The organism is Streptomyces sp. NPDC043861 (assembly GCF_056435905.1).
The window spans coordinates 150,100-174,634 of sequence record NZ_JBWKDP010000012.1; the positions used below are offsets into that span (position 1 = coordinate 150,100).

Below are 24,535 nucleotides of genomic sequence, written 5' to 3' on the forward strand. Positions count from 1 at the left end.
CAATGCCGATGTGCCGGGGATATGGCGACACGTCCCAGTAGCATCCCCCATGCAGTCGGGAACAGCCCGGAGGCCGAACCCCGGAGAAGTCCGTGCATGACGCTCCCGGTACCTCAAGCAGCCCGCTCCCGCGCTCCGGTGACGAACCCCTCATCCGCATCCGAGGTCTCCGCAAGCGGTTCGGCGGCACCCCCGCCCTGGCCGGGGTCGACCTCGACATCCACGGGGGCAGCGTGCTCGCCCTGCTCGGTCCCAACGGCGCCGGGAAGTCCACGCTGATCAAGGTGCTCGCCGGGGTCCACCACGCCGACGAGGGCGAGGTGTCGGTGGCCGGGCACCCGCTCGGCACCGACGCCGCCACCCGGAAGATGTCCTTCATCCACCAGGACCTCGGTCTCGTCGAGTGGATGACCGTCGCCGAGAACATCGCCCTCGGCACCGGCTACCCCCGCCGCTGCGGACTCGTCTCCTGGCGGCGGACCCGGGAGCGCTGCTCCGAGGCACTGCGGATCGTCGCCGGGCACCTGGACGCGGACGCCCGCATCGCCGATCTCGCCCCTGCCGAGCGTTCGCTGGTCGCCCTCGCCCGGGCACTGGCGAAACGCGCCGAGCTCTTCGTCCTCGACGAACCGACCGCCACCCTCCCCGCTGCCGACTGCACCCGGCTCTTCGACGTCGTGCACGAGCTGCGGGACCGGGGGCACGGCGTCCTCTACGTCAGCCACCGGCTCGACGAGGTGTACGAGGTCGCCGACACCTTCGCCGTCCTGCGCGACGGTCGCCTCGTGAGCCACGGCCCGCTCGCCTCCCACGACCCCGCCCGTCTGGTGCACGACATCGTGGGCCGCAAACCGGCTCGCCACCGCCCCTCGGCCGTCCCCGCCGGCAGCGTTCCCGTCCTTCGTCTCGACGCCCTGCGGACCGCCGGCACCGGAGCCGTGAACCTGGACCTGCGTGCGGGTGAGATTCTCGCCCTGGTGGGCCTGACCGGTGCCGGCCACATGGACCTGGGCCGCGCCGTCGCCGGCGCCCGGCCGTTCGCGGGCGGGCGGGCCCTGCTCGACGGCAGGCCGTACCGGCCGCGCTCGGTCGCCGCCGCCCTCGATGCGGGTGTCGGCTTTGTGGCCGGCAACCGTCAGGAGGAGGGCTGCGCCGCCGAACTGACCGTACGGGAGAACTTCCTGGCCAACCCCCGGGCAGCCGGGGTGCCGGCGCTGCGCCTGATCAGCCCGCGACGCGAGCGCGCCGAAGCGGACGCCCTGATCGAGAGGTGCGCGGTGCTCCCCCGCGACAGCGAGGCTCCGATCGCCACCCTGTCCGGCGGCAACCAGCAGAAGGTCATGGTCGGCCGATGGCTCCGGGGAAGCCTGCGGCTGCTGGTCCTCGAGGAGCCGACCGCCGGTGTGGACGTCGGGGCCAAGGCCGCGATCCACCGGCTGCTCGACGACGCCCTGGCCTCCGGTCTGGCGGCGCTGCTCATCTCCACCGACTTCGAGGAGGTCGCCAACGTGTGCCACCGCGCCCTGGTGTTCGTCCGCGGGACCGTGACCGCCGAGCTGACCGGCAGAGCCCTCACCGTCGCCGAACTCACCCGCAGCGCCTCGGCGATGCCCCCCATCACGGGAACCACGACGGGCCGATGACCGCCTCTCCCCCGCCCCGGTCCCTGCCGAGCCGTCTGCGCGGGCAGCTCATCGGCACGTACGGACTCCTCGTCCTCACCGTCCTGCTCTTCCTGGTCTTCTCCCTGGCCCTGCCGAGCACCTTTCCCACGCTCGACAACGTCTCCTCGATCCTCTTCAACCAGTCGATCCCCGCCGTCCTCGCGCTCGGCGCGACCATTCCCATCGTGACCGGGAAGTTCGATCTGTCCATCGGCTACGGTCTCGGGCTCGCGCACGTGATGGTGATGCAGCTGATCGTCAACGAAGGCTGGCCCTGGCCGCTCGCCTGCCTCACCGTTGTCGCCGGAGGGGCGCTGGTCGGCGCTCTCAACGGTGTCGTCGTCGAGTTCGCGCAGATCGACTCCTTCATCGCCACACTGGGCACCGGGAGCATCATGTACGCGTTCACCGGCTGGATCACCGACGGCAGCCGGATCGTGCCGGGGCCGGCCGGCATGCCCACCGCCTTCACCGACGTGTACGACGCACGCTTCCTCGGCCTGCCGGTGCCCGCGTTCTACGTCCTCTTCCTCGTCGTCGCACTCTGGCTCGTACTGGAGCGACTCCCGCTCGGACGCTACCTGTACGTCATCGGCTCCAACCCCCGCGCAGCCGGTCTCCTCGGCATCCCCACCCACAGGTACTCGGTCTACGCCTTCGCGGGGTCCGGTCTGGTCGTCGGCATCGCCGGCGTCCTCCTCGCCGCCCAGCAGCAGACCGGCAATCCGAGCGTCGGTCTGGACTATCTGCTTCCCGCCTTCGTCGGCACCCTGCTCGGTTCCACCGCGATCAGGCCCGGGCGCGCCAACGCCCTCGGCACGCTCGTGGCCGTCGCCGTGCTCGCCGTCGGCCTCGCAGGCATCGGCCAGCTCGGCGCCCAGTTCTGGGTCACCCCGCTCTTCAACGGCGCCACGCTGCTCATCGCCGTCGGCCTGGCCGGCTACTCCGCGCGCCGCCGGCTGCGCGTCGGCGCCACCGCGACCGGCCGGCCGGACACACGACCGCCCACCGCACCGCCGAAGGACGTGACGCCCCGGAACACCTCGTAACACCGGCTCGCGTCACTCTCGTGGCACCCGGCCGTTGCCCCACGCTCCATCCCCCGCCAGGAGCACTCGTGTACTCGAACCACAGGACCGCCCTCGCGGCCGCGACACTGCTGACGGTGGCCGCCACCGTCGTCGCCGGTTGCGAACGTGGCCCGTCGACCGGCCCCGGGCAGGCGAAAGCCGGCTGCCCCGCGACCCTCGCCGCGGCCAAGGCCGCCGTTCAGCGCGCCGAGCGCACCGATACTTCCTGGACCGGCCCCACGAGCGGGCCCCCGGCGGTTTCCGGCAAATCCATCGTCTATGTCGCGCAGACGATGACCAATCCAGGCGTCGCCGGCGTCGCGAAGGGAGTGAGGGAGGCCGCGAAGGTCACCGGCTGGAACGTCCGGGTGATCGACGGCGAGGGCACCCCGGCCGGCATCCAGGCCGCCTTCAGCCAGGCCATCACCCTCAGGCCGTCGGGCATCGTCATCGGCGGCTTCGACCCCGGCCTGACGTCGCAGCAGACGGCGCGGGCCGAAGCCGCGCACATCCCGCTCGTCGGCTGGCACGCGGTCCCCTCCCCGGGTCCGAGCAGGAGCCCGGGGCTCTTCACCAACATCACCACCAGAGTGAGCGATGTGGCCCGGATCAGCGCCGACTGGATCATCGCCCGGTCCGACGGCCGTGCCGGGGTCGTCCTCTTCACCGACGACTCGATCCCGTTCGCCAGGAACAAGGCCGAACTGATCCGGCGGGAGCTCGCCACCTGCTCCGGTGTACAGCTCCTGGCGTACGAGAACATCCCGATTCCCGACGCCAGCCACCGCACACCCCAGGAGGTGTCCTCCCTGCTCTCCCGTCTCCAGGACAGGTGGAGCCACTCGGTCGCGATCAACGACCTCTACTTCGCGGACGCGGCCCCCGCCTTCCGCGCGGCAGGCAGGCCGGGCACCGGCCCACCCCTCAACATCGGCGCGGGCGACGGCGACCCGTCCGCCTTCCAGCGCATCAACAGCGGTCGGTACCAGGCCGCCACCGTTCCGGAGCCGCTGAACCAGCAGGGCTGGCAGATCGTCGACGAGTTCAACCGTGCCTTTGCCGGACAGGCGGCCAGCGGCTACGTCGCACCCGTCCACGTCGCCACTGCCGCCAACAGCGGCGGCGCGACGTCCTGGGACCCGTCCGGATACCAGGAGGCCTACCGCAAGATCTGGCGCAGGTGACGAAGCGCGCGCACCACGGCCCCCGGAGCCATGGGCACGGCCTCACGCAACCTCGGCCGGCTCACGGAGCGTCAGCTCCAGCTCGCCGTCCCTGACGTCGGCGACGACGGTGTCCTCCGGGTTGAGCGTGCCGTCGAGCAGCATGTTCGAAAGACGGTTGTCCAGCTCCGTCTGGATCGTGCGGCGAAGCGGCCGGGCCCCGAACTCGGGCTGGTATCCGCGGTTGGCAAGCCATTCCTTGGCAGACTCGGTGACTTCGAGCGTGATCCGCTGGGCGTGGAGCCTGCGCCGGCTGCGTTCCAGCAGAAGGTCGACGATCTGCACGAGGTCCGCGCGGGTGAGTGCGTGGAACACGATGATCTCGTCGATGCGGTTGAGGAACTCCGGCCTGAAATGGGCCTGCAGTTCGGCCATCAGGTCGTCCCTGATCTCGTCGACCGCCCCGTGGTGGTCCAGGATGCGCTTGGAGGCGATGTTGCTGGTCATGATCACCACGGTGTGGCGGAAGTCGACCGTGCGGCCATGGGCGTCGGTGAGCCGCCCGTCGTCCAGCACCTGCAGCAGCAGATTGAACACGTCCGGGTGGGCCTTCTCCACCTCGTCGAACAGCACGACGCTGTACGGCTTGCGGCGCACGGCCTCGGTGAGCTGCCCTGCCTCCTCGTAGCCGACGTAGCCGGGAGGGGAGCCGACGAGCCGCGAGACGGTGTGCTTCTCCTGGAACTCGCTCATGTCGAAGCGGACCATCCGGTCGGCGTCTCCGAAGAGCAGTTCGGCGAGTGCCTTGGCCAGTTCGGTCTTGCCCACACCGGTGGGTCCGAGGAAGAGGAAGCTGCCGGTGGGCCGGTCGGGGTCTCCCATGCCCGCACGTCCCCGGCGCACGGCCTGCGCAACGGCGGTGACGGCCTGGTCCTGGCCGACCACCCGTTCGTGCAGCGCTTCTTCGAGCTTGGTGAGCCGGTCGCGCTCGGTCTCGGTGAGCTGGGAGACGGGGATTCCGGTCCGGGCCGAGAGTACGTCCGCGATGTCCTCGGCGGTGACGCTGCCGGCCTGTTCGCGTTCCTTGCCGGCATCGGCGAGCTCCTGCTCCGCCTCCCGGATCTGCTCCTTGAGCCGGGCGGCCCGTTCGTAGTCCTCGGTGCTGACGGCCTCGTCCTTCTCCCTGCGGAGCTTGGTGAGACGGTCCTCCAGCTCGACGCTCCCGGACGAGCCGTCGAGGCTGCGCAGTCCGACGCGCGCTCCGGCCTGGTCCATCAGGTCGATCGCCTTGTCGGGCAGGAAGCGGTCGCTGATGTAGCGGTCCGAGAGGGCGGCCGCGGCGTCCAACGCCTCGTCCGTGAAGCGAACCTGGTGGTGGGCCTCGTAGGCGTCGCGGAGCCCGCTCAGGATTTGGACCGTCTCCTCGACGGAAGGTTCGGGCACCATGACCGGCTGGAAGCGGCGTTCGAGTGCGGCGTCCTTCTCGATGTACCTGCGGTACTCGTCGATGGTGGTGGCACCGACGACACTGAGGTCGCCTCGTGCCAGCGCCGGTTTGAGGATGTTGCCGGCGTCCATGGCGCCTTCACCGCCCGCACCGGCCCCGACGACCGTGTGCAGTTCGTCGATGAACAGGATGATGCCCTTCTCGGCCCGGGTGACCTCGTCGATGACCTTCTTCAGCCGCTCCTCGAACTCCCCCCGGTACTTGGACCCGGCGACCAGACCGGCCAGGTCCAGGCCCACGACGCGGCGGTCGCGCAGCGCCTTGGGAACCTCGCCGGCGACGATCCGCTGGGCCAGCCCCTCGACGATGGCGGTCTTCCCGACTCCGGGATCGCCGATGAGCACCGGGTTGTTCTTCGTCCGGCGGGAGAGGACCTCGACGGTCTGCTCGATCTCCTCGGCGCGGCCGATGACGGGGTCGAGGCGTCCGCCGCGGGCCTCCTCGGTGAGGTCACGTCCGTACTCGTCGAGGGCCGGGGTGTGGCTCTGTCCGCCCGCCGTGGGCTGCCGACCGCCCGGAACGCCTCCGCCGCCCAGTGCACCGGGCGAGGCCCCCTCGGACCTCAGCGTCCGTGCCGGATCCGAGCGGGGGTCGTCCATGAGCGCGGCGATGATGTGCTCCGGGCCGATGTACGAGGCACTGGCTGCCTGCGAGTGCGCGTGGGCGGCGAGCAGGGCCCGCTTCGCGGCCGGGGTGAGCGCAGGCTCCCCGGTCGCCGTACCGGCGGGCAGGGACCGTCCCAGGCTCTCGGCCAGCCGGTCCGGATCCACCCCGGCCTGCTCGAGCACCTGCCGGGCGGACGGCACCTGCGTGGCCGCCCACAGCAGGTGCACGGTGTCGAGATCGGATCCGTCCTCCGCCGCGCGGCTCCCCGCCGCTGCCAGCAGCCCGTGCGAGGAATCGCTGAGCAGGCGGCCAATGGGAACGCGCTGGACGGCCGGTGGTGAGGCCGTCGGACTCATGCCGAAGAAGCGGTTGAAGAGATCGGAGAACGGGTCACCGGACCCGAACGGCGAAGTCGTCACGAGGACCGTCCCCTCCGGCGGGCGGCACAACGGCCGGGTGCAGCCTGCCGTAGTCGAAATGCCCGTACGTGGCCATTCTTAGCCGGGTCGCCATCCGGTGCGACCGCAGGAGGCGATCAAGCAGTGCGTGTTGCGGGAGACCGGAGGCAGGGGTACGTCGCGGCAGGACCGGGGAGTCGAGGGCACCGGAGCCACGGCGGCGCCGCCGGAGGCGGCCGCGCTCGTGCTCGTGCTCGTGCTCGGCGCGGCGCGGCGCGGCGGATCCTGGTGCCCTCGCTTCGGCCTGCCCGCCCGGGCCGTGACGCGTTCGCCCCGCGCCGCCGCGCGTACCCCATCCGGCAGGCGCACCGGTCACACCGTGCTCAGGAACCACCGGCACGCCGGGCGATCAGCCCGCGGACGGTGTCGCGGTCACGGCGGGACGCCAGGGTCCGGGGGTGGTCGGGGCCGTGGAACCCGGTCTGATCGACGATCACCTCGTCGAGGTGCTGCAGCCCCTCCTCGAGATGTCCGTCCGCCGCGAGGAACCAGCCGAGCTGGTGACGGGTGCTCAGAGTGCGTGAATGCATCCCGAGGACGTACTGCTGGTCGGTCATGACCTCGCGGAGCAGCCTCACGGCCTCCGCGGGCCGTCCGGACCGGCCCGTGAGCACGGCTGCCTCGAAGCGGGTGCTCAGTACCCAGGGGTGGGCGGGTCCCAGCGATTCGGCGAGCGCGGCGTGAACGAGCCGGATCAGAGCGAGGGCTTCGTCGAGACGTCCGGCCCGGCCCAGAACCCGGGCGAGGTCCTGCCGGGTGAGCCAGAACTCCAGTTGCTGCGGGCCGAGCACCTCCTCCATGTCGGCCAGCACCGCGTGGAACTGGCGCACCGCGTCGTCGTGGTCACCCTCATCGCTGGTGAAGCGGGCGCGCGCTCCCCTCGCCGCGAGGGTCTGTTCGTGCAAGGGGCCGAGGACCCGCACCCTGTCGTCGATCACCCGTGACAGCAGTGCGGTGGCCCGGCCGGGCATGCCGGTCTCCGCCAGGTAGCGGGCGATGTCGTGACGGGTGTTCATGGTGAGGGGATGGTCGTCCCCCAGTGCCTCGCTGCGCCGGCCGAGCAGGGCCGTCAGCCGCTGCACGGCCTCGGCCGGACGTCCGGCGTTGCCGAGGGCGATCGCATGGGCGTAGTCCGCGTCGGCGAGTCCGTGTCGTCGGGCCGCGTCGAATGCCCTGAGGGCGATCAGCGGTCGCATCAGGTCGACGGCCGCCCATCCGATGTCCACACTGTCCTCCGCGGACGTGCGATCCAGCAGGGTCAGCCAGCTCGACTCGGGTATGGACGCCAGCTCGGGGAGGTCGATCAAGTAGTCGAAGGCCGTGTAGCCGTCGGTGTGCGGAACGAGCAGGCTGCTGGCGCCCTGCACCGCCGACGTCGCCCAGATGAACGCCTCCTCCACCGGTTCCGGCCGCAGCGCCGACCCTCCTCGGTCGGCGAGGTAGTACGTGTGCAGCGCCAGCAGCAGCTCCCTGCCGACCGGGCGGTGCAGCCCCATGCGCCGGCAGTCGATGGCCGCCGCCACCAGGGCGGCGCCACGGGGATGTGTTCCCGGCTGCCAGGCGTGCAGCCAGTCATTCACGAGTTCCGGCCCCGCGGCGAGCAGCTCCGCCACGCCGAACCGGTTGTCCGTGCCGCGTACCGCCTGGGCCACCCGAGGGTCGGTGACGTCGGACCTGGCACGTTCCACTTCGGCGGGGGTCCACAGCCGCTCGAGCCGCAGCGGGTCGGCGGCCATGAGGAGGACGTCGCGTCCCGAGCGCCAGGTCGCCGCGTCGGTGACCTCGCGTTGCCGGGCGCTGTACCGGTCGTACTCCTTGCTGCGCATGGACGCGAGCAGGACGACGTGCCGGTCGGTGCCGTCCAGCATCGACCGGACCAGATCGGTCGTCAGCCCGCCGACACCGAGGAACTGGTCGAACTCGTCGAACCACAGCAGGCATCTGCGGACGCCCGCGGCCTCGGCCGCCAGGGTGTCGAGGTCGTGATGCCGTTTCACCAGAAGCGCGGTGTGTTCGGGAAGTGCCGCGCGCATCGCCTCGTACGCCAGCCGGGACTTGCCCGCCGTCGACTCTCCCACGATGAGCACGAGCCCGCCGAGCCTGAGTCTGTCGAGCAGGTCCTGGTAGCAGTCGCGCCGCACGAACGGCGGCAGCCTGTCGCCGCCGGGCGGCGCCCCCAGACGGGCCGCCTGATGGACACCGAGCACGATCGGGTCGTCCAGTTCACGGACGAGCTGCCGTTCCGCCGGCCTCGGGGCGGCGGACACGGCCGCCGCGCCGGTCTGCCCGCCGGACCGACGCTCGGAGATCACTCTTTGGGCGTCGGCGGTGAATGCGCCCGCCAGTGCGGCACCGGACGCTGCGAGCACCGCTGCCCCCCACGACGGCAGCCATGCGGCGCCGATCAGGGCAGCCGCCGCACCGCCCCCCGAAGCGCCGACCAGGGTGACCCAGGGGCGTAACGATCGCCACAGCAATTCCGCCTCCGGTGAAGGGAGATGGTGCTTCACAGCCGTCTGCCGGACTGACATCTTCTCCGCCCGGCGCACCGGCAGCCAGACCCCGCGGGTCCAGCGGCCGGCCCGGCGGACTCGTCCACGCCGTGCGCCCTGGCAAACCCCGGGGGCTCATCCTTCAGCGACAGGATGACGCTGCCCTCACTCCCGGCCCGGCCGTCCGGGTGGGCAGCATGGCCGGCGGAGCGCGGGCCGCGGCCCGCGGCGAGGGATGGCGCCGCTCTGCTGGGCTGCTCTTTCTCGCCCGCGACCGCGATGCACGGGTCGACACCGGCCTCCGCCGGGTGCGCGCTGCCCGACGACGAGTCAGCAGTGCCGGTGACAGTGCTGTGACCGGATGGGTTTGCCGGGAAGCTCGCCGCGTCCGGTGCATGGGGTCTCCTCCGGCCGACAACGCAGCGTGGGGGCGCCTCCCGGCGAAGCCAGGGGGAGTGCCGTGCAGGGCGTCGCGAGCCGGTGAACCCATCCGGTCACAGCACTAGCGCCGACCGCGAGGTTTGCCGCGCCTGCCGCCGCCCTTGGAACCGCCGGCACCGGTGCGCGGGCTCCTGCCGGAGGATGTGCCGGCCGGCGGCTTTCGCCGGGCGCCGCCCTTCTCGGAGGGCTTTTCCTTCGGCTGGGCCTTGGCCTGGGGGCGACCCCGGGTGCTGTTGACGGTGCGCCCTCGGACGATGCCGATGAAGTGTTCCACCAGGTCGGTGGTCTCGTCCTGCGGCCACGAGAGCGCGACGCGTGAGGTGGGGGCGTCGGGGACCGGCCTGTAGGTGAGGTCCCTGCGGTGGTGCAGACGGGCGAGCGACTGGGGAACGACGAGAAGACCCACCCCGGCCGCCACCAGCTCGACGGCATCCGCCGTCGTCGCGGGTCGCTCGACCGCGGGCAGCCCCGGCGGGCGCTCCCAGTCGAGGACATCGTCCAGAGGGTGAAGCACGATCTCGTCGGCAAGATCCCCGAGGGACACCTCGTCGACCGCCGCCACCGCATGGTCCTTCGGTACCACGACCACTGTGGTCTCGGTGTAGAGCGGGATCGCACTGAGGTCCGTCCGGTCGACCGGCAACCGCACGAAACCCGCATCGGCGTCAGGGCCCCGCAGCACGTCGAACGCCTCGGCGGCGGTTACGGCGAGGAGGTTCAGTGGGACGTCGGGCAGGCGCTCGTTCCAGATCCGCACCCACTTCGAGGGGGTCACTCCGGGGACGTACGCGAGCCGGAACGAAGGAGGTGCTTCCGAGCTTGTCACGCCGCCAGGCTACCGGCCTGGTCAGAGGTGGCGCACATGCTCGAATACCCTTGACTCCATGACGTCGCACCAGACCACCCAGACGATGAAGCCCGCAACCGCGGCGAAGAAGCTGGGTGTGTACCTCGAGGCCACCCCCGCCGAGTTCCAGGAGGGTGTGGTCTCGCGCTCCGAGCTGCAGGCTCTGCAGGCAGATCCGCCCGAGTGGCTGCGGGAGCTGCGGCGCAACGGCCCGCATCCGCGGCCCGTGGTCGCCGCGAAGCTGGGCATCTCCATCTCGGGTCTTGCACGCGGCGGGATCACGGAAGCCCTCACCACAGAGCAGATCGATGCCCTGAAGAACGACGCTCCCGAGTGGCTGCAGAAAGAGCGCGCCACCCAGGCCGAGGTCCGCAAGGAAGCGGCACGCATCAAGGAGAAGAACGCGGCGCGCGACGACGAGGCCGGGCGACCGCGTTCCTGACTTCTCCGCACAGCCGGCGGAAGGCCGCACGCCGTGACGGCCGCAAGCCCCCGGCGGCGGGGTTCCGCCGGGACGGGTGTGGCCTCACATCAGCGCTCCTCTGCCACCCGGCAGGCCGTGCACCCGTCGTCCAGCTCCCGTCCGTGACGGACCCGGCCCCCCGGCCGGTCCGACGACGGCGCCGCTCTGCGTCCCCCGCCCCGCCCTCCGCCCGTTGGTGCGCTGTCGACTGCCCGGCCGTCCGGGAGCGCGGGCAGCCGGCAGTGCACGGGGACCTCTGCGAGGTCTGCGCAGCAGGCCCCCCGGTGAACCGGTACACGACCTCGCAGCGGAGCCCGGCCGTGTCCGGCGCCACGAGCCCGTCGCCCACCCCACGCCGAACGCCGTCCGAACGCCGTCCCCTGGGCGATGAGCCGTGGGACGCACGGTCCGGCACTCCCGCCGAGGGGTCGAGGCAGACCTCGACGGCTTCACGAACACCGCGCTGACGAACGTCGTGCTGCGCGCAGCCCGCGTGCTCGGCGGCCGCCCGGCCGGCCCGGTCGTGCGCCCCGCCCTCAGGGGCAGCCGGCCCCGACGCGGGCGACCGGACCTCCAGCCCCACCGGCCTCACCGGGCCCCACCCGTGACTTCGCCGGGCCGGAGCGGGTACGGCCCTTGCGGACGTTCTGCTGAAGCCGCCTCGATCGAGCGCAGCAGGCGGCGGACCGTCGGCCGTTCGACGGCGAACGGGACAGGGAGCGGTCGCGGGTGAGCACGGCCTGGGACCCGCCCAGCAGGGGGTCGCCGAGCGATGCGGATCACGTCTCGCCACCGAGGTCGACCACAACTACATAGGGACATATCGGGGCAAATGCCAGCAGAAGGCCCGCAAATGAGCACTCGTTTCCCCTGCACAGCGACACAGCGTCCCGCTCAGGCGACACCGCTTGAATGATCAAAATGGCGGGGGGTTAGCATATGAGCACCGCCTAGCTCGAAAGATAAACCTGTGACTGTCAATGAGGACTGTTTCACCAACTGGAAGAACCGCGAGGAGATCGCGGAGTCGATGATCCCCATCATCGGGAAGCTGCACCGGGAGCGGGACGTCACCGTCCTCCTCCACAGCCGCTCCTTGGTGAACAAGTCGGTGGTCAGCATCCTCAAGACCCACCGATTCGCCCGGCAGATCGCCGGTGAGGAGCTTTCGGTCACCGAGACGCTGCCGTTCCTGCAAGCTCTCACGACCCTCGATCTCGGCCCTTCCCAGATCGACATCGGCATGCTCGCCGCGACGTACAGGACCGACGACCACGGTCTCTCGGTGGAGGAGTTCACTGCCGAGGCCGTCGCCGGTGCCACGGGTGCCGGCAAGATCGAACGCCGCGAGCCGCGCGACGTCGTCCTCTACGGATTCGGCCGCATCGGCCGCCTCGTCTCCCGCCTGCTGATCGAGAAGGCCGGCTCCGGCAACGGCCTGCGTCTGCGCGCCATCGTCGTCCGCCAGGGTGGCGACCAGGACATCGTCAAGCGCGCCTCGCTGCTGCGCCGCGACTCCATCCACGGCCAGTTCCAGGGCACGATCACCGTCGACGAGGCGACCAGCACGATCATCGCCAACGGCAACGAGATCAAGGTGATCTACGCCAACGACCCGTCGGAGGTCGACTACACGGCGTACGGCATCAAGAACGCCATCCTCATCGACAACACCGGCAAGTGGCGCGACCGCGAGGGCCTGTCGAAGCACCTGCGCCCCGGCATCGACAAGGTCGTCCTGACCGCGCCGGGCAAGGGCGACGTCCCCAACATCGTGCACGGCGTCAACCACGACATCATCAAGCCGGACGAGCAGATCCTGTCCTGCGCCTCCTGCACGACCAACGCGATCGTCCCGCCGCTGAAGGCGATGGCGGACGAGTACGGTGTCCTCCGCGGCCACGTGGAGACCGTTCACTCGTTCACCAACGACCAGAATCTGCTGGACAATTACCACAAGGCCGACCGACGCGGCCGTTCCGCGCCGCTCAACATGGTCATCACCGAGACCGGCGCCGCCTCCGCCGTCGCGAAGGCGCTGCCCGACCTCAAGGCCCCGATCACCGGAAGCTCGATCCGCGTCCCGGTGCCGGACGTCTCGATCGCGATCCTCAGCCTGCGGCTGGGCCGCGAGACCACTCGCGAGGAGGTCCTCGACTACCTCCGCAACGTGTCGCTGACCTCGCCGCTGAAGCGCCAGATCGACTTCACCACGGCCCCCGACGCGGTTTCGAGCGACTTCATCGGCTCGCGCCACGCCTCGATCGTCGACGCCGGCGCCACCAAGGTCGACGGCGACAACGCGATCCTCTACCTGTGGTACGACAACGAGTTCGGCTACTCCTGCCAGGTCATCCGCGTCGTCCAGCACGTCTCCGGGGTGGAGTACCCGACCTACCCGGCCCCGGCGGTCTGATCTCCGCGGACCGTCCCATCCGGTGTCCGGCATGCGGGGCGGCGGTGGGCGGCAATCGGTTCCGATCGGATCCGCTTGACCGCCCACCGCCGCCCGTCGGTCGCCACCGGCAACTGCAGCGGGATGAGTCGTGCACTCAGTCACGGCCTCACGCCTACGGTCTGGACGCACACCCTTCTGCGCAGACTGCCGACCTCCGCAAACTCCCCCTCACCCGGACCAGCGCCCCTGCCTCGCATCAGGTGGCGGATCCGGGTGAAGTGCCGACTGCAGGCCCGTAGCCTGCAGTCGGCACAGTCGTCCCGGCACCATTCGATCGCCCGTCAGTGCCCCCGGCCCTCATGGACGGTGCCTCCCCAACGGCCCTCCTGGGGCGAGCCCGGGCCTTCGGCAGCACACTCACGCTGCTCGCTCCCGCAGTCGTCGCGGGCAGCGGCACGCTGCGGCTGCCGTTCCGGACCCGGGCCGCACTCGCTCTGCCGAGCGTGACCACGTGACGCGCTGCACCGGGGGCGGCAAGCGCGGCCGGGCGCCGTCCCCTGCTCCCGCTTCGGAGAGCCCGAAGGTCCAGCCGACGGCAGCGATCCGCCGCTGCCCCGCCGGGTCACGGAGGTATTGCACGGCCTCCCGGACAGCAGAAACCCCTGGATCGGACGACATCTGCCGGTCGCCGCACCGGTCGGCGCGACGACGTCAACAGCGGTTTCAGCAGCGCCCGTTCGTCTCCTCGGGGTGACACTGCCAGGGCTGTCCCGTGATCCCTGGTGGATCGGCGCGCGGCGTCGGCCGCGGCACTCCACCGCTGGCTACTGCTGGAACTCACTCCCACGCCGCGTGGCCGGAGTGCCCGCATAACGGCCCAGGCCGAGGACACCCCTCCGCCTTGCGATGCACGGCACCAGACCCTGCTCGCCGTCCGGCCCGATCCGGAAGGCCTCAGGCGCAGGACGGGCACAGCCCGCGGTAGGTGACCTCGGCCTCGGACACCGTGAAGCCGAACCGTTCGGCAGCCGGGAGGTCGGCCAGCGGATTGCCGTTGGGGTGGACATCGCGGATGGTGCCGCAGCTGGAGCACACCAAGTGCTGGTGCGGGCGGTGCGCGTTGGGGTCGTAGCGCTTGGCGCGGCCGGCGGTGGAGACCTCCACGACCTCACCGAGGGAGACCAGCTCGCCCAGCGTGTTGTAGACGGTCGCCCGGGAGATCTCGGGCAGCCGCTGCACCGCACGGGCGTGCACCTCGTCGGCCGTGAGATGCACATGGTCGCCGTCGAGGACCTCCGCAACGACACGCCGCTGGGAAGTCATCCGCCAGCCACGCCCTCGCAGTCGCTCCAGCAGGTCACTCATATCGATTTCACCTATTCGGGTTCGGTGGGGCGCGTGAATTCTACCAGCGAGCGTCCGGGTTCTGATCGGATATGGGTTTGGCATTCTTCTTGACTTGGACTCTGTCCATCGTAGGATCGGTGGTGGCGACAGCCAAGGGACAGGAAGACCCCAGTACGGCACTCCAGTACGGCAGGAGAAAGAGACGTGACGGGACCACCGCCGATGAGCTGCACGGTGCCGGCCTCAGGATGACGGTCGCCCACGTCGCACGGCTCGAGATCGTCCGGGACGGTCATCACCTGGGCATCGAGGGGATCGCCTCGGGAGTGCGTGATCGCCTGGGCGCAGCTCCCCTCGAGTCGCGTCACCCCAGTCGCCTGCGAGGCCGTCCACGCGTTCCCCGCGGCAGGACGCCCTGACCGGCCGCGTCCGAGACCACGGCTTCTCGATGGACGAGGCCGAGGTCATCCACGGGGGCCCCAACGCCCCGCCTGTTCCACCGCCCGCAGTTCCTGAACAACGTGATCCGCCCAGTCCGGAAGGATTCCCATGTCCGAGAACCATGATGCGATCGTCACAGAGGCGAAAACTGAGGGCGCAGGCGGCTGCCCGGTTGCGCACGGGCGCGCCCCGCACCCGACTCAGGGCGGCGGAAACCGCCAGTGGTGGCCGGAGCGGCTCAATCTGAAGATCCTGGCCAAGAACCCCGCCGTGGCCAATCCGCACGGCGAGGAGTTCGACTACGCGGAGGCGTTCAGGACCCTCGATCTCCCGGCAGTGAAGCGGGACATCGCGGAGGTGCTGACGACCTCGCAGGACTGGTGGCCCGCCGACTTCGGCCACTACGGCCCGTTCATGATCCGGATGGCGTGGCACAGCGCGGGCACCTACCGGATCAGCGACGGCCGCGGCGGCGCCGGGGCCGGCCAGCAGCGCTTCGCCCCGCTCAACAGCTGGCCGGACAACGGAAACCTCGACAAGGCCCGCCGCCTGCTGTGGCCGGTCAAGAAGAAGTACGGCCAGAGCCTCTCGTGGGCCGACCTCATGATCCTCGCCGGCAACGTCGCCCTGGAGTCGATGGGCTTCGAGACCTTCGGCTTCGGCGGCGGTCGGGCAGACGTCTGGGAGCCCGACGAGGACGTCTACTGGGGTCCGGAGACCACCTGGCTCGGCGACGAGCGCTACACCGGCGACCGGGAGCTGGAGAACCCCCTCGGCGCGGTCCAGATGGGCCTCATCTACGTCAACCCGGAGGGCCCGAACGGCAACCCGGACCCGCTCGCCGCGGCCCGCGACATCCGTGAGACGTTCCATCGGATGGCGATGAACGACGAGGAGACGGTCGCCCTGATCGCGGGCGGTCACACCTTCGGCAAGACCCACGGTGCGGGACCGGCCGACAGCGTGGGCGCCGACCCCGAGGCCGCCTCGATCGAGGAGCAGGGCTTCGGCTGGAAGAACTCCTACGGCACCGGCAAGGGTGGCGACACGATCACCAGCGGTCTCGAGGGGATCTGGACGAACACTCCGATCACGTGGGACAACAGCTTCTTCGAGATCCTGTTCGGCTACGAGTGGGAACTGTTCAAGAGCCCCGCCGGTGCGCACCAGTGGAGGCCGAAGGACGGCGCCGGGGCGGGCACCGTACCCGACGCCCATGATGCGTCGAAGAACCACGCCCCGACGATGCTGACAACGGACCTCTCGCTCCGGTTCGACCCGGCCTACGAGCAGATCTCGCGACGCTTCCTCGAGAACCCCGATGAGTTCGCGGACGCCTTCGCCCGCGCATGGTTCAAGCTGACCCACCGCGACATGGGCCCGATCGTGCGCTACCTCGGCCCTGAGGTGCCGACCGAGACGCTGCTGTGGCAGGACCCGCTCCCCGCCGTGACCCACGAGCTCGTCGGCGCCGAGGAGATCGCCTCCCTCAAGAGCCAGATCCTCGCTTCGGACCTGTCGGTGTCCCAGCTCGTGTCCACCGCGTGGGCGTCGGCCTCGTCCTTCCGCGGCAGCGACAAGCGCGGCGGCGCCAACGGAGCGCGCATCCGCCTCCAGCCGCAGAGCGGGTGGGAGGTCAACGACCCCGACCAGCTGGCGACGGTGCTGCGCACCCTGGAGGGGATCCAGCAGACCTTCAACGCGACCGGCGGCAAGCAGATCTCGCTCGCCGACCTGATCGTGCTCGCCGGCGGTGCAGCCGTCGAGCAGGCCGCGAAGGACGCCGGCCACGACGTCGAGGTCCCCTTCACGCCGGGCCGCACGGATGCGTCGCAGGACCAGACCGATGTGGAGTCGTTCGCCGCCCTCGAGCCGGCCGCCGACGGGTTCCGCAACTACCTCGGCAAGGGCAACCGGCTGCCGGCCGAGTACCTGTTGCTCGACCGGGCGAACCTGCTGACCCTGAGCGCTCCGGAGCTGACGGTCCTCGTCGGTGGCCTGCGCGTGCTGGGCGCGAACCACCAGCAGTCGTCGCTCGGTGTCTTCACCGCGACCCCCGGGACCCTGACCAACGACTTCTTCGTCAACCTGCTCGACCTGGGCACGACGTGGAAGGCGACGTCCGAGGACGCGAACACGTTCGAGGGGCGCGACGACGCCACGGGCAGGGTCAAGTGGACCGGAAGCCGTGCCGACCTCGTCTTCGGGTCGAACTCCGAACTGCGCGCGCTCGCGGAGGTCTACGCGAGCGATGACGCGAAGGAGAAGTTCGTGAACGACTTCGTCGCAGCCTGGGACAAGGTGATGAACCTCGACCGGTTCGACCTGGTCTGATCACGTCGTCCAGGCCGGCTTCGTCGGCCGGCCTGGACGTCCCCCTGTCCGCGGACAGGCGCAAGAGGCCCCTGTCCGCGGACGGGGGCCTCTTGCAGTCTCCACGGAGCGGTCGCGGTGCTCGGCCGCGCGGCGCCGCCGGCCTCATCGGCGCGACTGCAGACGGGCACGACAACTCGGTCGAACGGGCCCATGACTTGCGGTTTCCGTTCCCTGCAGGCGCCGGAGCCGGCACAGAACCCGCACCCGTGGCCCGTCGGCACCGCACAGCCCGCCGAGCAAGCCGACGCATCGGACACCCGCAGCAGTGCACCCGAAGGCCGCCCATGCCTCATCGCCGGTGTGGACGCAGAACGGGCGGGCAAGTTAGGTTAGCCTTACCTCAATAGAGGGGTCCTGGTCCTGCGCCGCCCCCGACCGGGGGCGCCCCGTTCACACTTGCACCGCGAGGAGTTGCCTTGAGTGCCGCCGTCACAGACACCGCCCCGCCCGAACAGACCGCGGCGGAGCATGTCCGCTCCGTGCTGGCGCGGGCGGTCTCCCTGTCCCTCACCACGAACAGGGGGGACTACGACCTGATCGGCATGCACTCCGTCGGCCGGAACGGGCGGATCACCCTCACCCCGCAGGCGGACAGCCCACTGGCGGCCGAGGTCGCCGCCGAGCCGCGCGGCAGTGCCGCCGCCCTCCTGGAGTTCACCGATATCGCGCCGACCGCGGTTCGTGACCGCGTGCGGGCCAGGGTGACCATTTCCGGATGGCTGGCTGCCACGGACCCGGAGGACGGCGGGCGACTGCGCCTCGACCTCGCGCGCGTGACACTGCGGACCGGGGCGGGGACTCTGGACGTCGGTCTCGACGAGGTCACCCTCGCCGAGCCGGATCCGCTCGCCGTCGAGGAGGCCGCCATGCTGACGCATCTCGCCGACGCCCACGAGGACATGGTGGCGGACCTGATGGTCCTTGCCGGGGCACGGCTGCCGCACGGCGTGGTGCGGGCGCTTCCGCTCGCCGTGGACCGGTACGGCATCACCCTGCGCTGCGAGTACCGCGAAGGCCACTGCGACCTCCGCCTCCTCTTCCCGGCCAAGGCCAGGGACGCAGCCGAGGCCGGGGAGCAGGTCCGGCAGCTCCTCACGGCACCCCGGTGCTCGCACCACCGCCACCCCTCCGCTCGGCCGTGACCCCGCACGGCCCGGCCACCGGCAGGCCCGCACGTCCCCGTCGGCACATCTCATGCGGCCGGCGGTTCTGCTCCGAGGACGACGGACATCCCCACCAGCGGGTCCGCACCCGGTGGCCCCGGACCACTCCGGCGGAACCTTCCGTACGGAATCACCTGTACGCATCACCGCCCGGCGACCGGGCACGGGCCGACGACGGGATCAGGCCCGGTCGACACGGCGATCACTCGGGGCATCCGGGCATTCGGGCATGCGCCGCCCTCGCACCGGCAACTCGGCGCGCCCGAGGAGCCGTTGCACGAATTCGGCCACTGACGGGCCCTCCTGGCCCGAGCCGCCGCAGCGTGCACCACTTAGGTTAGGCTAAGTTAAATGCTGATCGCGGGTGAAGTGCGGTCGCGCACCTCATCAGGGGAGGAAACACCATGGGCCTGCCGGCCATCGGCTCCTACCCCATGCCCGACCGCGCGGCCCTCCCCCTGTCCCACGCCTCCTGGACCATCGACCCCGGCCGCTCCGCGCTGCTGGTCCACGACATGCAGAACCACTTCGTGGAGGCGTTCCCGGCCGGGCAGTCCCCCGTCGTGGAGCTCGTCGACAACATCGTGGCCCTGCGCGAGCTCGCCGGGGCTCTCGGCATGCCGGTCGTCTTCAGCGCCGAGCCGGCCGCCCAACGGCCCGACCAGCGCGGCCTCGTCGCCGACGTCTGGGGCCCCGGCATCGGCGACGAACCCGAGGCGGCAGCGATCGTCGCTCCGCTCCGCCCCCGCCCGGGCGAGCACCTGCTCGCCAACGTGCGCCACAACGCCTTCCTCCGCAGCCACCTCGGGAGACTGCTGCGCGCGGAGGGACGCGACCAATTGATCGTCTGCGGAGTGTACGCACACCTCGGCGTCCTCCTGACGGCCGCGGACGCCTTCATGAACGACATCCAGCCCTTCGTCGTCGCCGACGCCGTGGCCGACTTCTCCCCCGAGGAACACTCCATGGCGCTGCGCTGGGCCGCCCGCAGCGGGGTTGTGTGCACGACCGAGGCCCTGTTGCGCGACCTGTTGCTGAACAAATCGCCACGAGACGTTCGCAGGGATGCGTGACCGAGTCCCATGACGGCAACCCCTGGGCGCCAACCCTGTGACGGCAGCCCTCACACGTACCGAGAGAGACGGAAGAACATGACCGTACGGGTCGCGGTGGCCGGTGCCAGCGGCTACGCGGGCGGGGAGATCCTCCGCCTGCTGGCGTCGCATCCCGGCGTGGAAATCGGCGCGGTGACCGCGCACAGCAGCGCCGGACGGCCGCTGGGGTCCGTGCAGCCGCAGCTGGCCGCGCTCGCGGACCGGGTCCTGACGGAGACCTCGGCAGCTACCCTGCGCGGCCATGACGTGGTCTTCCTGGCTCTGCCGCACGGGCAGTCCGGGGCGCTCGCGCGCGAATTGGATCCCGGCACGCTGGTGGTGGACTGCGGCGCGGACTTCCGACTGCGCGACCCGGCGGCCTGGGAGCGGTTCTACGGTTCCGCCCACGCCGGGACCTGGCCCTACGGCCTGCCCGAGCTTCCCGGCGCCCGGGACGCGTTGAAGGGCGCCACGCGGATCGCGGTGCCGGGCTGCTACCCGACGGCGGTCACGCTGGCGCTGTTCCCCGCCTACGCGGCCCGGCTGGTGGAGCCGGAGGCAGTGATCGTCGCGGCCAGCGGCACGTCGGGCGCCGGCCGGGCTCTCAAGCCGCAGCTGCTCGGAGCCGAAGTGATGGGGTCCATGAGCCCGTACGGAGTCGGGGGCGGCCACCGGCACACGCCCGAGCTGACGCAGAACCTGTCCCAGGTGGCGGGCGAACAGGTGTCGGTCTCCTTCACACCGACCCTGGCGCCCATGCCGCGGGGCATCCTCGCCACCTGCTCGGCCCGCCTGCGCCCGGCAGCCGCCACCGCCACCGCCACCGAGGACGAGGTGCGCGCGGCGTTCGAGGCCGCGTACGCCGACGAGCCGTTCGTACGGCTGCTGCCGTACGGACAGTGGCCGTCCACGGGCGCCGTCATCGGCTCCAACACCGCGCAGGTGCAGATCGCCGTGGACCCGGACGCCGGGCGGCTGATCTGTGTGAGCGCCATCGACAACCTCACCAAGGGCACCGCGGGTGGCGCGGTGCAGAGCATGAACATCGCCCTCGGCCTACCGGAACGGCTGGGCCTGCCCACGAATGGAGTGGCTCCGTGAGCGTGACCGCTGCCCGTGGATTCCTTGCGAGCGGCGTGGCCGCCGGCATCAAGGAATCCGGTGCTCGCGATCTGGCCCTGGTGGTGAACCGGGGGCCGTCGCACGCCGCCGCCGGCGTCTTCACCTCGAACCGCGTGCAGGCCGCGCCCGTACGCTGGTCCCGACGTGCCCTGGACGACGGCCGCATAGCGGCGGTCGTCCTCAACTCAGGTGGCGCCAATGCCTGCACGGGTCAGGCGGGCGCCGTCGACGCGCTGTTGATGGCCGAGCGCACGGCGCAGGCCGTGGGCGTGGACCCGCAGGAGGTCGCGGTGTGCTCCACCGGGCTCATCGGTGTCCAGCTGCCGATGGACCGGGTCACTGCGGGCATCGACACCGCCACGGACCGGCTGTCGCCCGAGGGCGGCGAGGACGCGGCCGTCGCCATCATGACAACGGACTCGGTGCACAAGACCGCGACGGTCTCCCGGGCCGCGTGGACGGTGGGCGGCATGGCGAAGGGGGCGGGCATGCTCGCCCCCGGTCTGGCCACGATGCTGGTCGTCCTCACCACGGACGCCGACGTCAGCGCTGCCGCTCTCGACTCGACGCTCCGTGACGCGGTACGCACCACCTTCGACCGGGTGGACTCGGACGGCTGCATGTCGACCAACGACACCGTCCTGCTGCTCGCGTCGGGCGCCTCGGGGGTCGTACCCGATCCCGCGGCGTTCGCCGAGGCGGTGCACTCCGTGTGCCTGGACCTGGCCCAGCAGTTGGTGGCGGACGCCGAGGGGGCATCCAAGGAGATCGAGGTGACGGTCGTCGGCGCGGCCTCGGAGGAGGACGCCGTCGAGGTGGGCCGGTCGGTGGCACGGAACAACCTCCTCAAGTGCGCGCTGCACGGGGAGGATCCGAACTGGGGCAGGGTGCTGTCCGCGATCGGCACCACGTCGGCCGTCTTCGATCCCGACCGACTGGACGTGGCGATCAACGACGTCTGGGTGTGCCGGAACGGCGCGGCTGGCGAGTCCCGGGACAAGGTCGACCTCTCGGACCGCCGGATCACGGTGACCGTGGATCTGTGCTCGGGAAACTCGTCGGCGGTTGTCTGGACCAACGACCTCACGGCCGAGTACGTCCACGAGAACAGCGCGTACAGCTCATGAGCGGACCGGGGACGACACAGACGGGGACACTTCCCCTCGGGCGGTCCGACGCGACCGCCGACCTCACCGCCGCCGACCTGCCCTGGCTGGAGGAGCTCCAGGGACGCACGGTCGTGATCAAGTTCGGCGGCAACGCCATGGTGGACCCCGCGCTCCACCGGACGTTCGCCCAGGACGTCGTCGAGCTGTGGCACGCGGGCCTGCGCCCCGTGGTCGTCCACGGCGGCGGGCCGCAGATCAGCGCCATGCTCGACCGCCTCGACCTGGAGGTCCGGTTCGAGGCGGGGCTGCGGGTGACCACACCGGAGACCATGGACGTGGTCCGCATGGTGCTGACCGGCCAGGTCCAGCGGGAACTGGTCGGCGCGCTCAACGCCCATGGGCCCTTCGCCGTGGGCATGTCGGGCGAGGACGCCCACACCATGACCGCCGTGAGACGCCCGGCATGGGTGGACGGCCGGCCAGTGGACATCGGTCTCGTCGGGGAGATCGTGGACGTGGAACCCCGCACCGTACGCACACTGCTCGAGGAGGGCCGCATCCCCGTCGTCTCACCCGTCGCCCGGGGCACGGACGAGCAGGTCTACAACGTCAACGCGGATCTCGCGGCGTCGGCACTGGCCGTGGCTCTGGGCGCGGAACGGCTGGTGGTGCTGACCGATGTCGAGGGGCTGTACGCGGACTGGCCGCGCAGCACCGAGGTCATCGACCGACTGACGGCCGGTGAACTCGAGGCGCTGCTACCGGGACTGGCGAGTGGCATGCTCCCGAAGATGGAGGGCTGTCTGCGGGCTGTACGGGCCGGTGTCGGCAGGGCCCATGTACTGGACGGCCGTGTGCCGCACGCACTGTTGCGCGGCGTCTTCGCCGAGGGCGGCCCCGGCACGACGGTGTTCCCCGATCCGGGGCCCACGACCCAGGAGGACGACGCGTGACCGCCCACGACAGCGCACCGGCGCTCGCGGACCGCTGGCGCGCGGTCATGATGGACACGTACGGCACTCCCCCGCTGGCCCTGGTCCGGGGTGAGGGCAGCACGGTGTGGGACGAATCAGGGCGCGCGTACACGGACTTCACCGGCGGGATCGCGGTCAACACACTCGGCCACGCCCACCCGGCCGTCGTGTCCGCCGTCCAGGACCAGATCACCCGCCTGGGCCATGTGTCGAATCTCTTCGTGTCCACGCCGCCCGTCGCGCTCGCGGAACGGCTGCTGAGCCTGTTCGGCAGGCCGGGCCGGGTCTTCTTCGCGAACTCGGGCACGGAAGCGGTCGAGGCCGCCTTCAAGATCGCCCGCCGGACCGGTCGTCCGCACCTGGTCGCCACGGAAGGCGGGTTCCACGGGCGCACCATGGGGGCACTGGCCCTCACCGGCCAGCCGGCGAAACGAGCCCCCTTCCTGCCGTTGCCCGGACCGGTGACGCACATCCCCTTCGGGGACGCGGCGGCGCTGCGCGCCGCCGTCACGGAGGAGACCGCGGCGGTGGTCCTCGAACCGGTCCAGGGCGAGGCCGGTGTCGTTCCTGCGCCCGACGGATATCTGAGGGCCGCACGCGAGATCACCCGGGCCAACGGCAGTCTCCTCGTACTGGACGAAGTGCAGACCGGGATCGGCCGCACCGGTCACTGGTTCGCCCATCAGGCGACCGAGGGCGTGGACCCCGATGTGGTCACGCTCGCCAAGGGACTGGGCGGCGGACTGCCCATCGGCGCCACAGTGGCCTTCGGGCCTGCCGCCGATCTGCTGGGCCCCGGGCAGCACGGCTCCACCTTCGGCGGCAACCCGGTCGCATGCGCGGCGGGGCTCGCCGTACTGGAGACCATCGAGGCCGAGGGTCTGCTCGCCCAGGTCGTCCGGGTGGGTGAGCGGCTGCGCCACGGCATCGAGACGCTGAAGCACCCCACGGTCCGGGAGGTGCGGGGCGCGGGCCTCCTCCTCGGGGTCGTCCTCACCGAACCGGTCGCCGCACGGGTCCAGCAGGCGGCGCAGGACGCCGGATTCCTCGTCAACGCGGCGGGCCCGGCCACCCTGCGGCTGGCTCCTGCACTGACGGTGACGGAGCATCAGGTCGACGAGCTGGTGAAGGCACTGCCGACGATCCTCGACGGCTGAGGCACCGAACGGCGCAACCAGGAAGGGCGGGCCAGGAACCGCATCGGTTCCTGGCCCGCCCTTCGTGCTGCTCGCCTCACAGGGCGCGTGCCAGGACCCGCGCGTTGCGGCGGGGGTCAAGGGACTTCGCCCAGGCCGCCGGTGCCAGGCTCGGGCAGGCGGGAGCGAAGCCGTGCCGGAGGAAGAGATGGCCTCCGCCGGTCGTCGCCGTGAACAGGGTCCGCAGCGACCGGCTGCGGGCCCTCGCCAGCGCGGCGTGCAGCAGGCGGGCTCCCATCCCGCACCCCTGACGGTGTCCGGCGACGCAGAAGTTGTAGAGGACGCCGGTGGCGGGCCGGCCGGCCGAGGGTTCGGCGGGGTGGCCGCTCAGTCCGACGCACCCTTCGAGGGTTCCGTCGAGGGCTTCCGCGACGAGGAAATCGAGCGCCTGAGAGGCGTACAGGGCGAGTGGGCGCTCGCGGAGGGCTCCCGAGTCGACGAAAGGCCGGGAGAGCGCGGCCAGGGCAGCCGCGTCGTCGGGGCGTGCAGGGCGCACCGAGAACGTGCGGAAACCGGGCAGGTGGAGTGCGCGAAGCGGCAGGGAGGCGGGGCGCTGCGTGGCCGTGATCAAGGCTTTCCTTCCTCAGTTCCACCGTGCGGGAAC

At 71.1% G+C, this 24,535-nt stretch carries 18 protein-coding genes; 13 read left to right on the forward strand and 5 right to left on the reverse strand.

Annotation, left to right across the window (positions count from 1 at the left end):
• Positions 1 to 92: 92 nt before the first annotated feature.
• The 3 genes from AC068D_RS25850 to AC068D_RS25860 all read left to right on the forward strand — a co-directional run bounded on the left by AC068D_RS25850 (position 93) and on the right by AC068D_RS25860 (position 3,918).
• Complete coding sequence (locus AC068D_RS25850; RefSeq protein WP_478825442.1) at positions 93 to 1,643, forward strand: sugar ABC transporter ATP-binding protein; 1,551 nt, start codon at positions 93 to 95, stop codon at positions 1,641 to 1,643.
• A complete protein-coding gene (locus tag AC068D_RS25855) occupies positions 1,640 to 2,713 on the forward strand; it encodes an ABC transporter permease (RefSeq protein ID WP_478825443.1) in 1,074 nt (357 codons plus the stop codon). Before AC068D_RS25850 ends, AC068D_RS25855 begins: the two co-directional genes overlap by 4 nt.
• A 68-nt stretch (positions 2,714 to 2,781) precedes the next feature.
• Positions 2,782 to 3,918, forward strand: coding sequence for a substrate-binding domain-containing protein (locus AC068D_RS25860; protein WP_478825444.1), 1,137 nt, complete (start codon positions 2,782 to 2,784; stop codon positions 3,916 to 3,918).
• 42 nt (positions 3,919 to 3,960) lie between these two features.
• On the opposite strand, the gene AC068D_RS25865 is transcribed toward AC068D_RS25860, so the two are convergent.
• The 3 genes from AC068D_RS25865 to AC068D_RS25875 all read right to left on the reverse strand — a co-directional run bounded on the left by AC068D_RS25865 (position 3,961) and on the right by AC068D_RS25875 (position 10,227).
• Positions 3,961 to 6,429 carry an ATP-dependent Clp protease ATP-binding subunit gene (locus AC068D_RS25865; protein WP_478825445.1) on the reverse strand — a complete coding sequence of 823 codons (2,469 nt, stop codon included), beginning with the start codon at positions 6,427 to 6,429 and terminating at the stop codon, positions 3,961 to 3,963.
• Positions 6,430 to 6,791: 362 nt separating this feature from the next.
• Positions 6,792 to 8,978, reverse strand: coding sequence for a tetratricopeptide repeat protein (locus AC068D_RS25870; protein WP_478825446.1), 2,187 nt, complete (start codon positions 8,976 to 8,978; stop codon positions 6,792 to 6,794).
• 484 nt (positions 8,979 to 9,462) lie between these two features.
• Complete coding sequence (locus AC068D_RS25875) at positions 9,463 to 10,227, reverse strand: LysR family substrate-binding domain-containing protein (RefSeq protein ID WP_478825447.1); 765 nt, start codon at positions 10,225 to 10,227, stop codon at positions 9,463 to 9,465.
• A gap of 58 nt (positions 10,228 to 10,285) precedes the next feature.
• Between AC068D_RS25875 and AC068D_RS25880 the strand changes: the two genes are divergently transcribed.
• From AC068D_RS25880 to AC068D_RS25890, 3 genes are all read left to right on the forward strand, one after another.
• A complete protein-coding gene (locus AC068D_RS25880; RefSeq protein WP_478825448.1) occupies positions 10,286 to 10,690 on the forward strand; it encodes a DUF5997 family protein in 405 nt (134 codons plus the stop codon).
• A gap of 991 nt (positions 10,691 to 11,681) precedes the next feature.
• Entirely contained in the window at positions 11,682 to 13,127 is a 1,446-nt protein-coding gene (locus tag AC068D_RS25885; protein ID WP_478825449.1) for a glyceraldehyde-3-phosphate dehydrogenase, read from the forward strand.
• A 341-nt stretch (positions 13,128 to 13,468) separates the two neighbouring features.
• On the forward strand, positions 13,469 to 13,624 hold the full coding sequence (locus tag AC068D_RS25890; RefSeq protein ID WP_478825450.1) for a hypothetical protein: 156 nt from the start codon (positions 13,469 to 13,471) through the stop codon (positions 13,622 to 13,624).
• A gap of 439 nt (positions 13,625 to 14,063) precedes the next feature.
• Here the strand turns inward: AC068D_RS25890 and AC068D_RS25895 are convergent, their stop codons facing one another.
• Positions 14,064 to 14,474, reverse strand: coding sequence for a Fur family transcriptional regulator (locus AC068D_RS25895; protein WP_478825451.1), 411 nt, complete (start codon positions 14,472 to 14,474; stop codon positions 14,064 to 14,066).
• Positions 14,475 to 15,005: 531 nt separating this feature from the next.
• Between AC068D_RS25895 and katG the strand changes: the two genes are divergently transcribed.
• The 7 genes from katG (at position 15,006) to AC068D_RS25930 (ending at position 23,892) form a co-directional block, all read left to right on the forward strand.
• Complete coding sequence (gene katG / locus AC068D_RS25900) at positions 15,006 to 17,231, forward strand: catalase/peroxidase HPI (protein WP_478825452.1); 2,226 nt, start codon at positions 15,006 to 15,008, stop codon at positions 17,229 to 17,231.
• Positions 17,232 to 17,689: 458 nt separating this feature from the next.
• A complete protein-coding gene (locus AC068D_RS25905; RefSeq protein ID WP_478825453.1) occupies positions 17,690 to 18,415 on the forward strand; it encodes a DUF2470 domain-containing protein in 726 nt (241 codons plus the stop codon).
• Between the two features lie 425 nt (positions 18,416 to 18,840).
• Positions 18,841 to 19,509: an isochorismatase family protein gene (locus AC068D_RS25910; RefSeq protein ID WP_478825454.1), complete on the forward strand. Its 669-nt coding sequence runs from the start codon at positions 18,841 to 18,843 to the stop codon at positions 19,507 to 19,509.
• 78 nt (positions 19,510 to 19,587) lie between these two features.
• Complete coding sequence (gene argC, locus AC068D_RS25915) at positions 19,588 to 20,631, forward strand: N-acetyl-gamma-glutamyl-phosphate reductase (protein ID WP_478825455.1); 1,044 nt, start codon at positions 19,588 to 19,590, stop codon at positions 20,629 to 20,631.
• Positions 20,628 to 21,779, forward strand: a complete 1,152-nt coding sequence (gene argJ, locus AC068D_RS25920; RefSeq protein ID WP_478825456.1) for a bifunctional glutamate N-acetyltransferase/amino-acid acetyltransferase ArgJ — start codon at positions 20,628 to 20,630, stop codon at positions 21,777 to 21,779. Before argC ends, argJ begins: the two co-directional genes overlap by 4 nt.
• 137 nt (positions 21,780 to 21,916) lie before the next feature.
• Positions 21,917 to 22,714, forward strand: coding sequence for an acetylglutamate kinase (gene argB / locus AC068D_RS25925; protein ID WP_478825549.1), 798 nt, complete (start codon positions 21,917 to 21,919; stop codon positions 22,712 to 22,714).
• Entirely contained in the window at positions 22,711 to 23,892 is a 1,182-nt protein-coding gene (locus tag AC068D_RS25930) for an acetylornithine transaminase (protein WP_478825457.1), read from the forward strand. Before argB ends, AC068D_RS25930 begins: the two co-directional genes overlap by 4 nt.
• A gap of 76 nt (positions 23,893 to 23,968) precedes the next feature.
• Here AC068D_RS25930 and AC068D_RS25935 read toward each other — a convergent pair whose 3' ends face one another.
• Positions 23,969 to 24,502 (reverse strand): GNAT family N-acetyltransferase, encoded by a 534-nt coding sequence (locus AC068D_RS25935; RefSeq protein WP_478825458.1) that lies wholly within the window; start codon positions 24,500 to 24,502, stop codon positions 23,969 to 23,971.
• Positions 24,503 to 24,535: the final 33 nt, after the last annotated feature.

Bases quoted from the DNA above. Each gene is read 5' to 3' on its own strand.
- argC (WP_478825455.1), top strand. From the start codon at position 19,588: ATGACCGTACGGGTCGCGGTGGCCGGTGCCAGCGGCTACGCGGGCGGG.
- AC068D_RS25890 (WP_478825450.1), top strand. From the start codon at position 13,469: ATGGACGGTGCCTCCCCAACGGCCCTCCTGGGGCGAGCCCGGGCCTTC.
- AC068D_RS25895 (WP_478825451.1), bottom strand. From the start codon at position 14,474: ATGAGTGACCTGCTGGAGCGACTGCGAGGGCGTGGCTGGCGGATGACT.
- argB (WP_478825549.1), top strand. From the start codon at position 21,917: ATGGTGGACCCCGCGCTCCACCGGACGTTCGCCCAGGACGTCGTCGAG.
- AC068D_RS25880 (WP_478825448.1), top strand. From the start codon at position 10,286: ATGACGTCGCACCAGACCACCCAGACGATGAAGCCCGCAACCGCGGCG.
- AC068D_RS25910 (WP_478825454.1), top strand. From the start codon at position 18,841: ATGGGCCTGCCGGCCATCGGCTCCTACCCCATGCCCGACCGCGCGGCC.
- katG (WP_478825452.1), top strand. From the start codon at position 15,006: ATGTCCGAGAACCATGATGCGATCGTCACAGAGGCGAAAACTGAGGGC.
- AC068D_RS25855 (WP_478825443.1), top strand. From the start codon at position 1,640: ATGACCGCCTCTCCCCCGCCCCGGTCCCTGCCGAGCCGTCTGCGCGGG.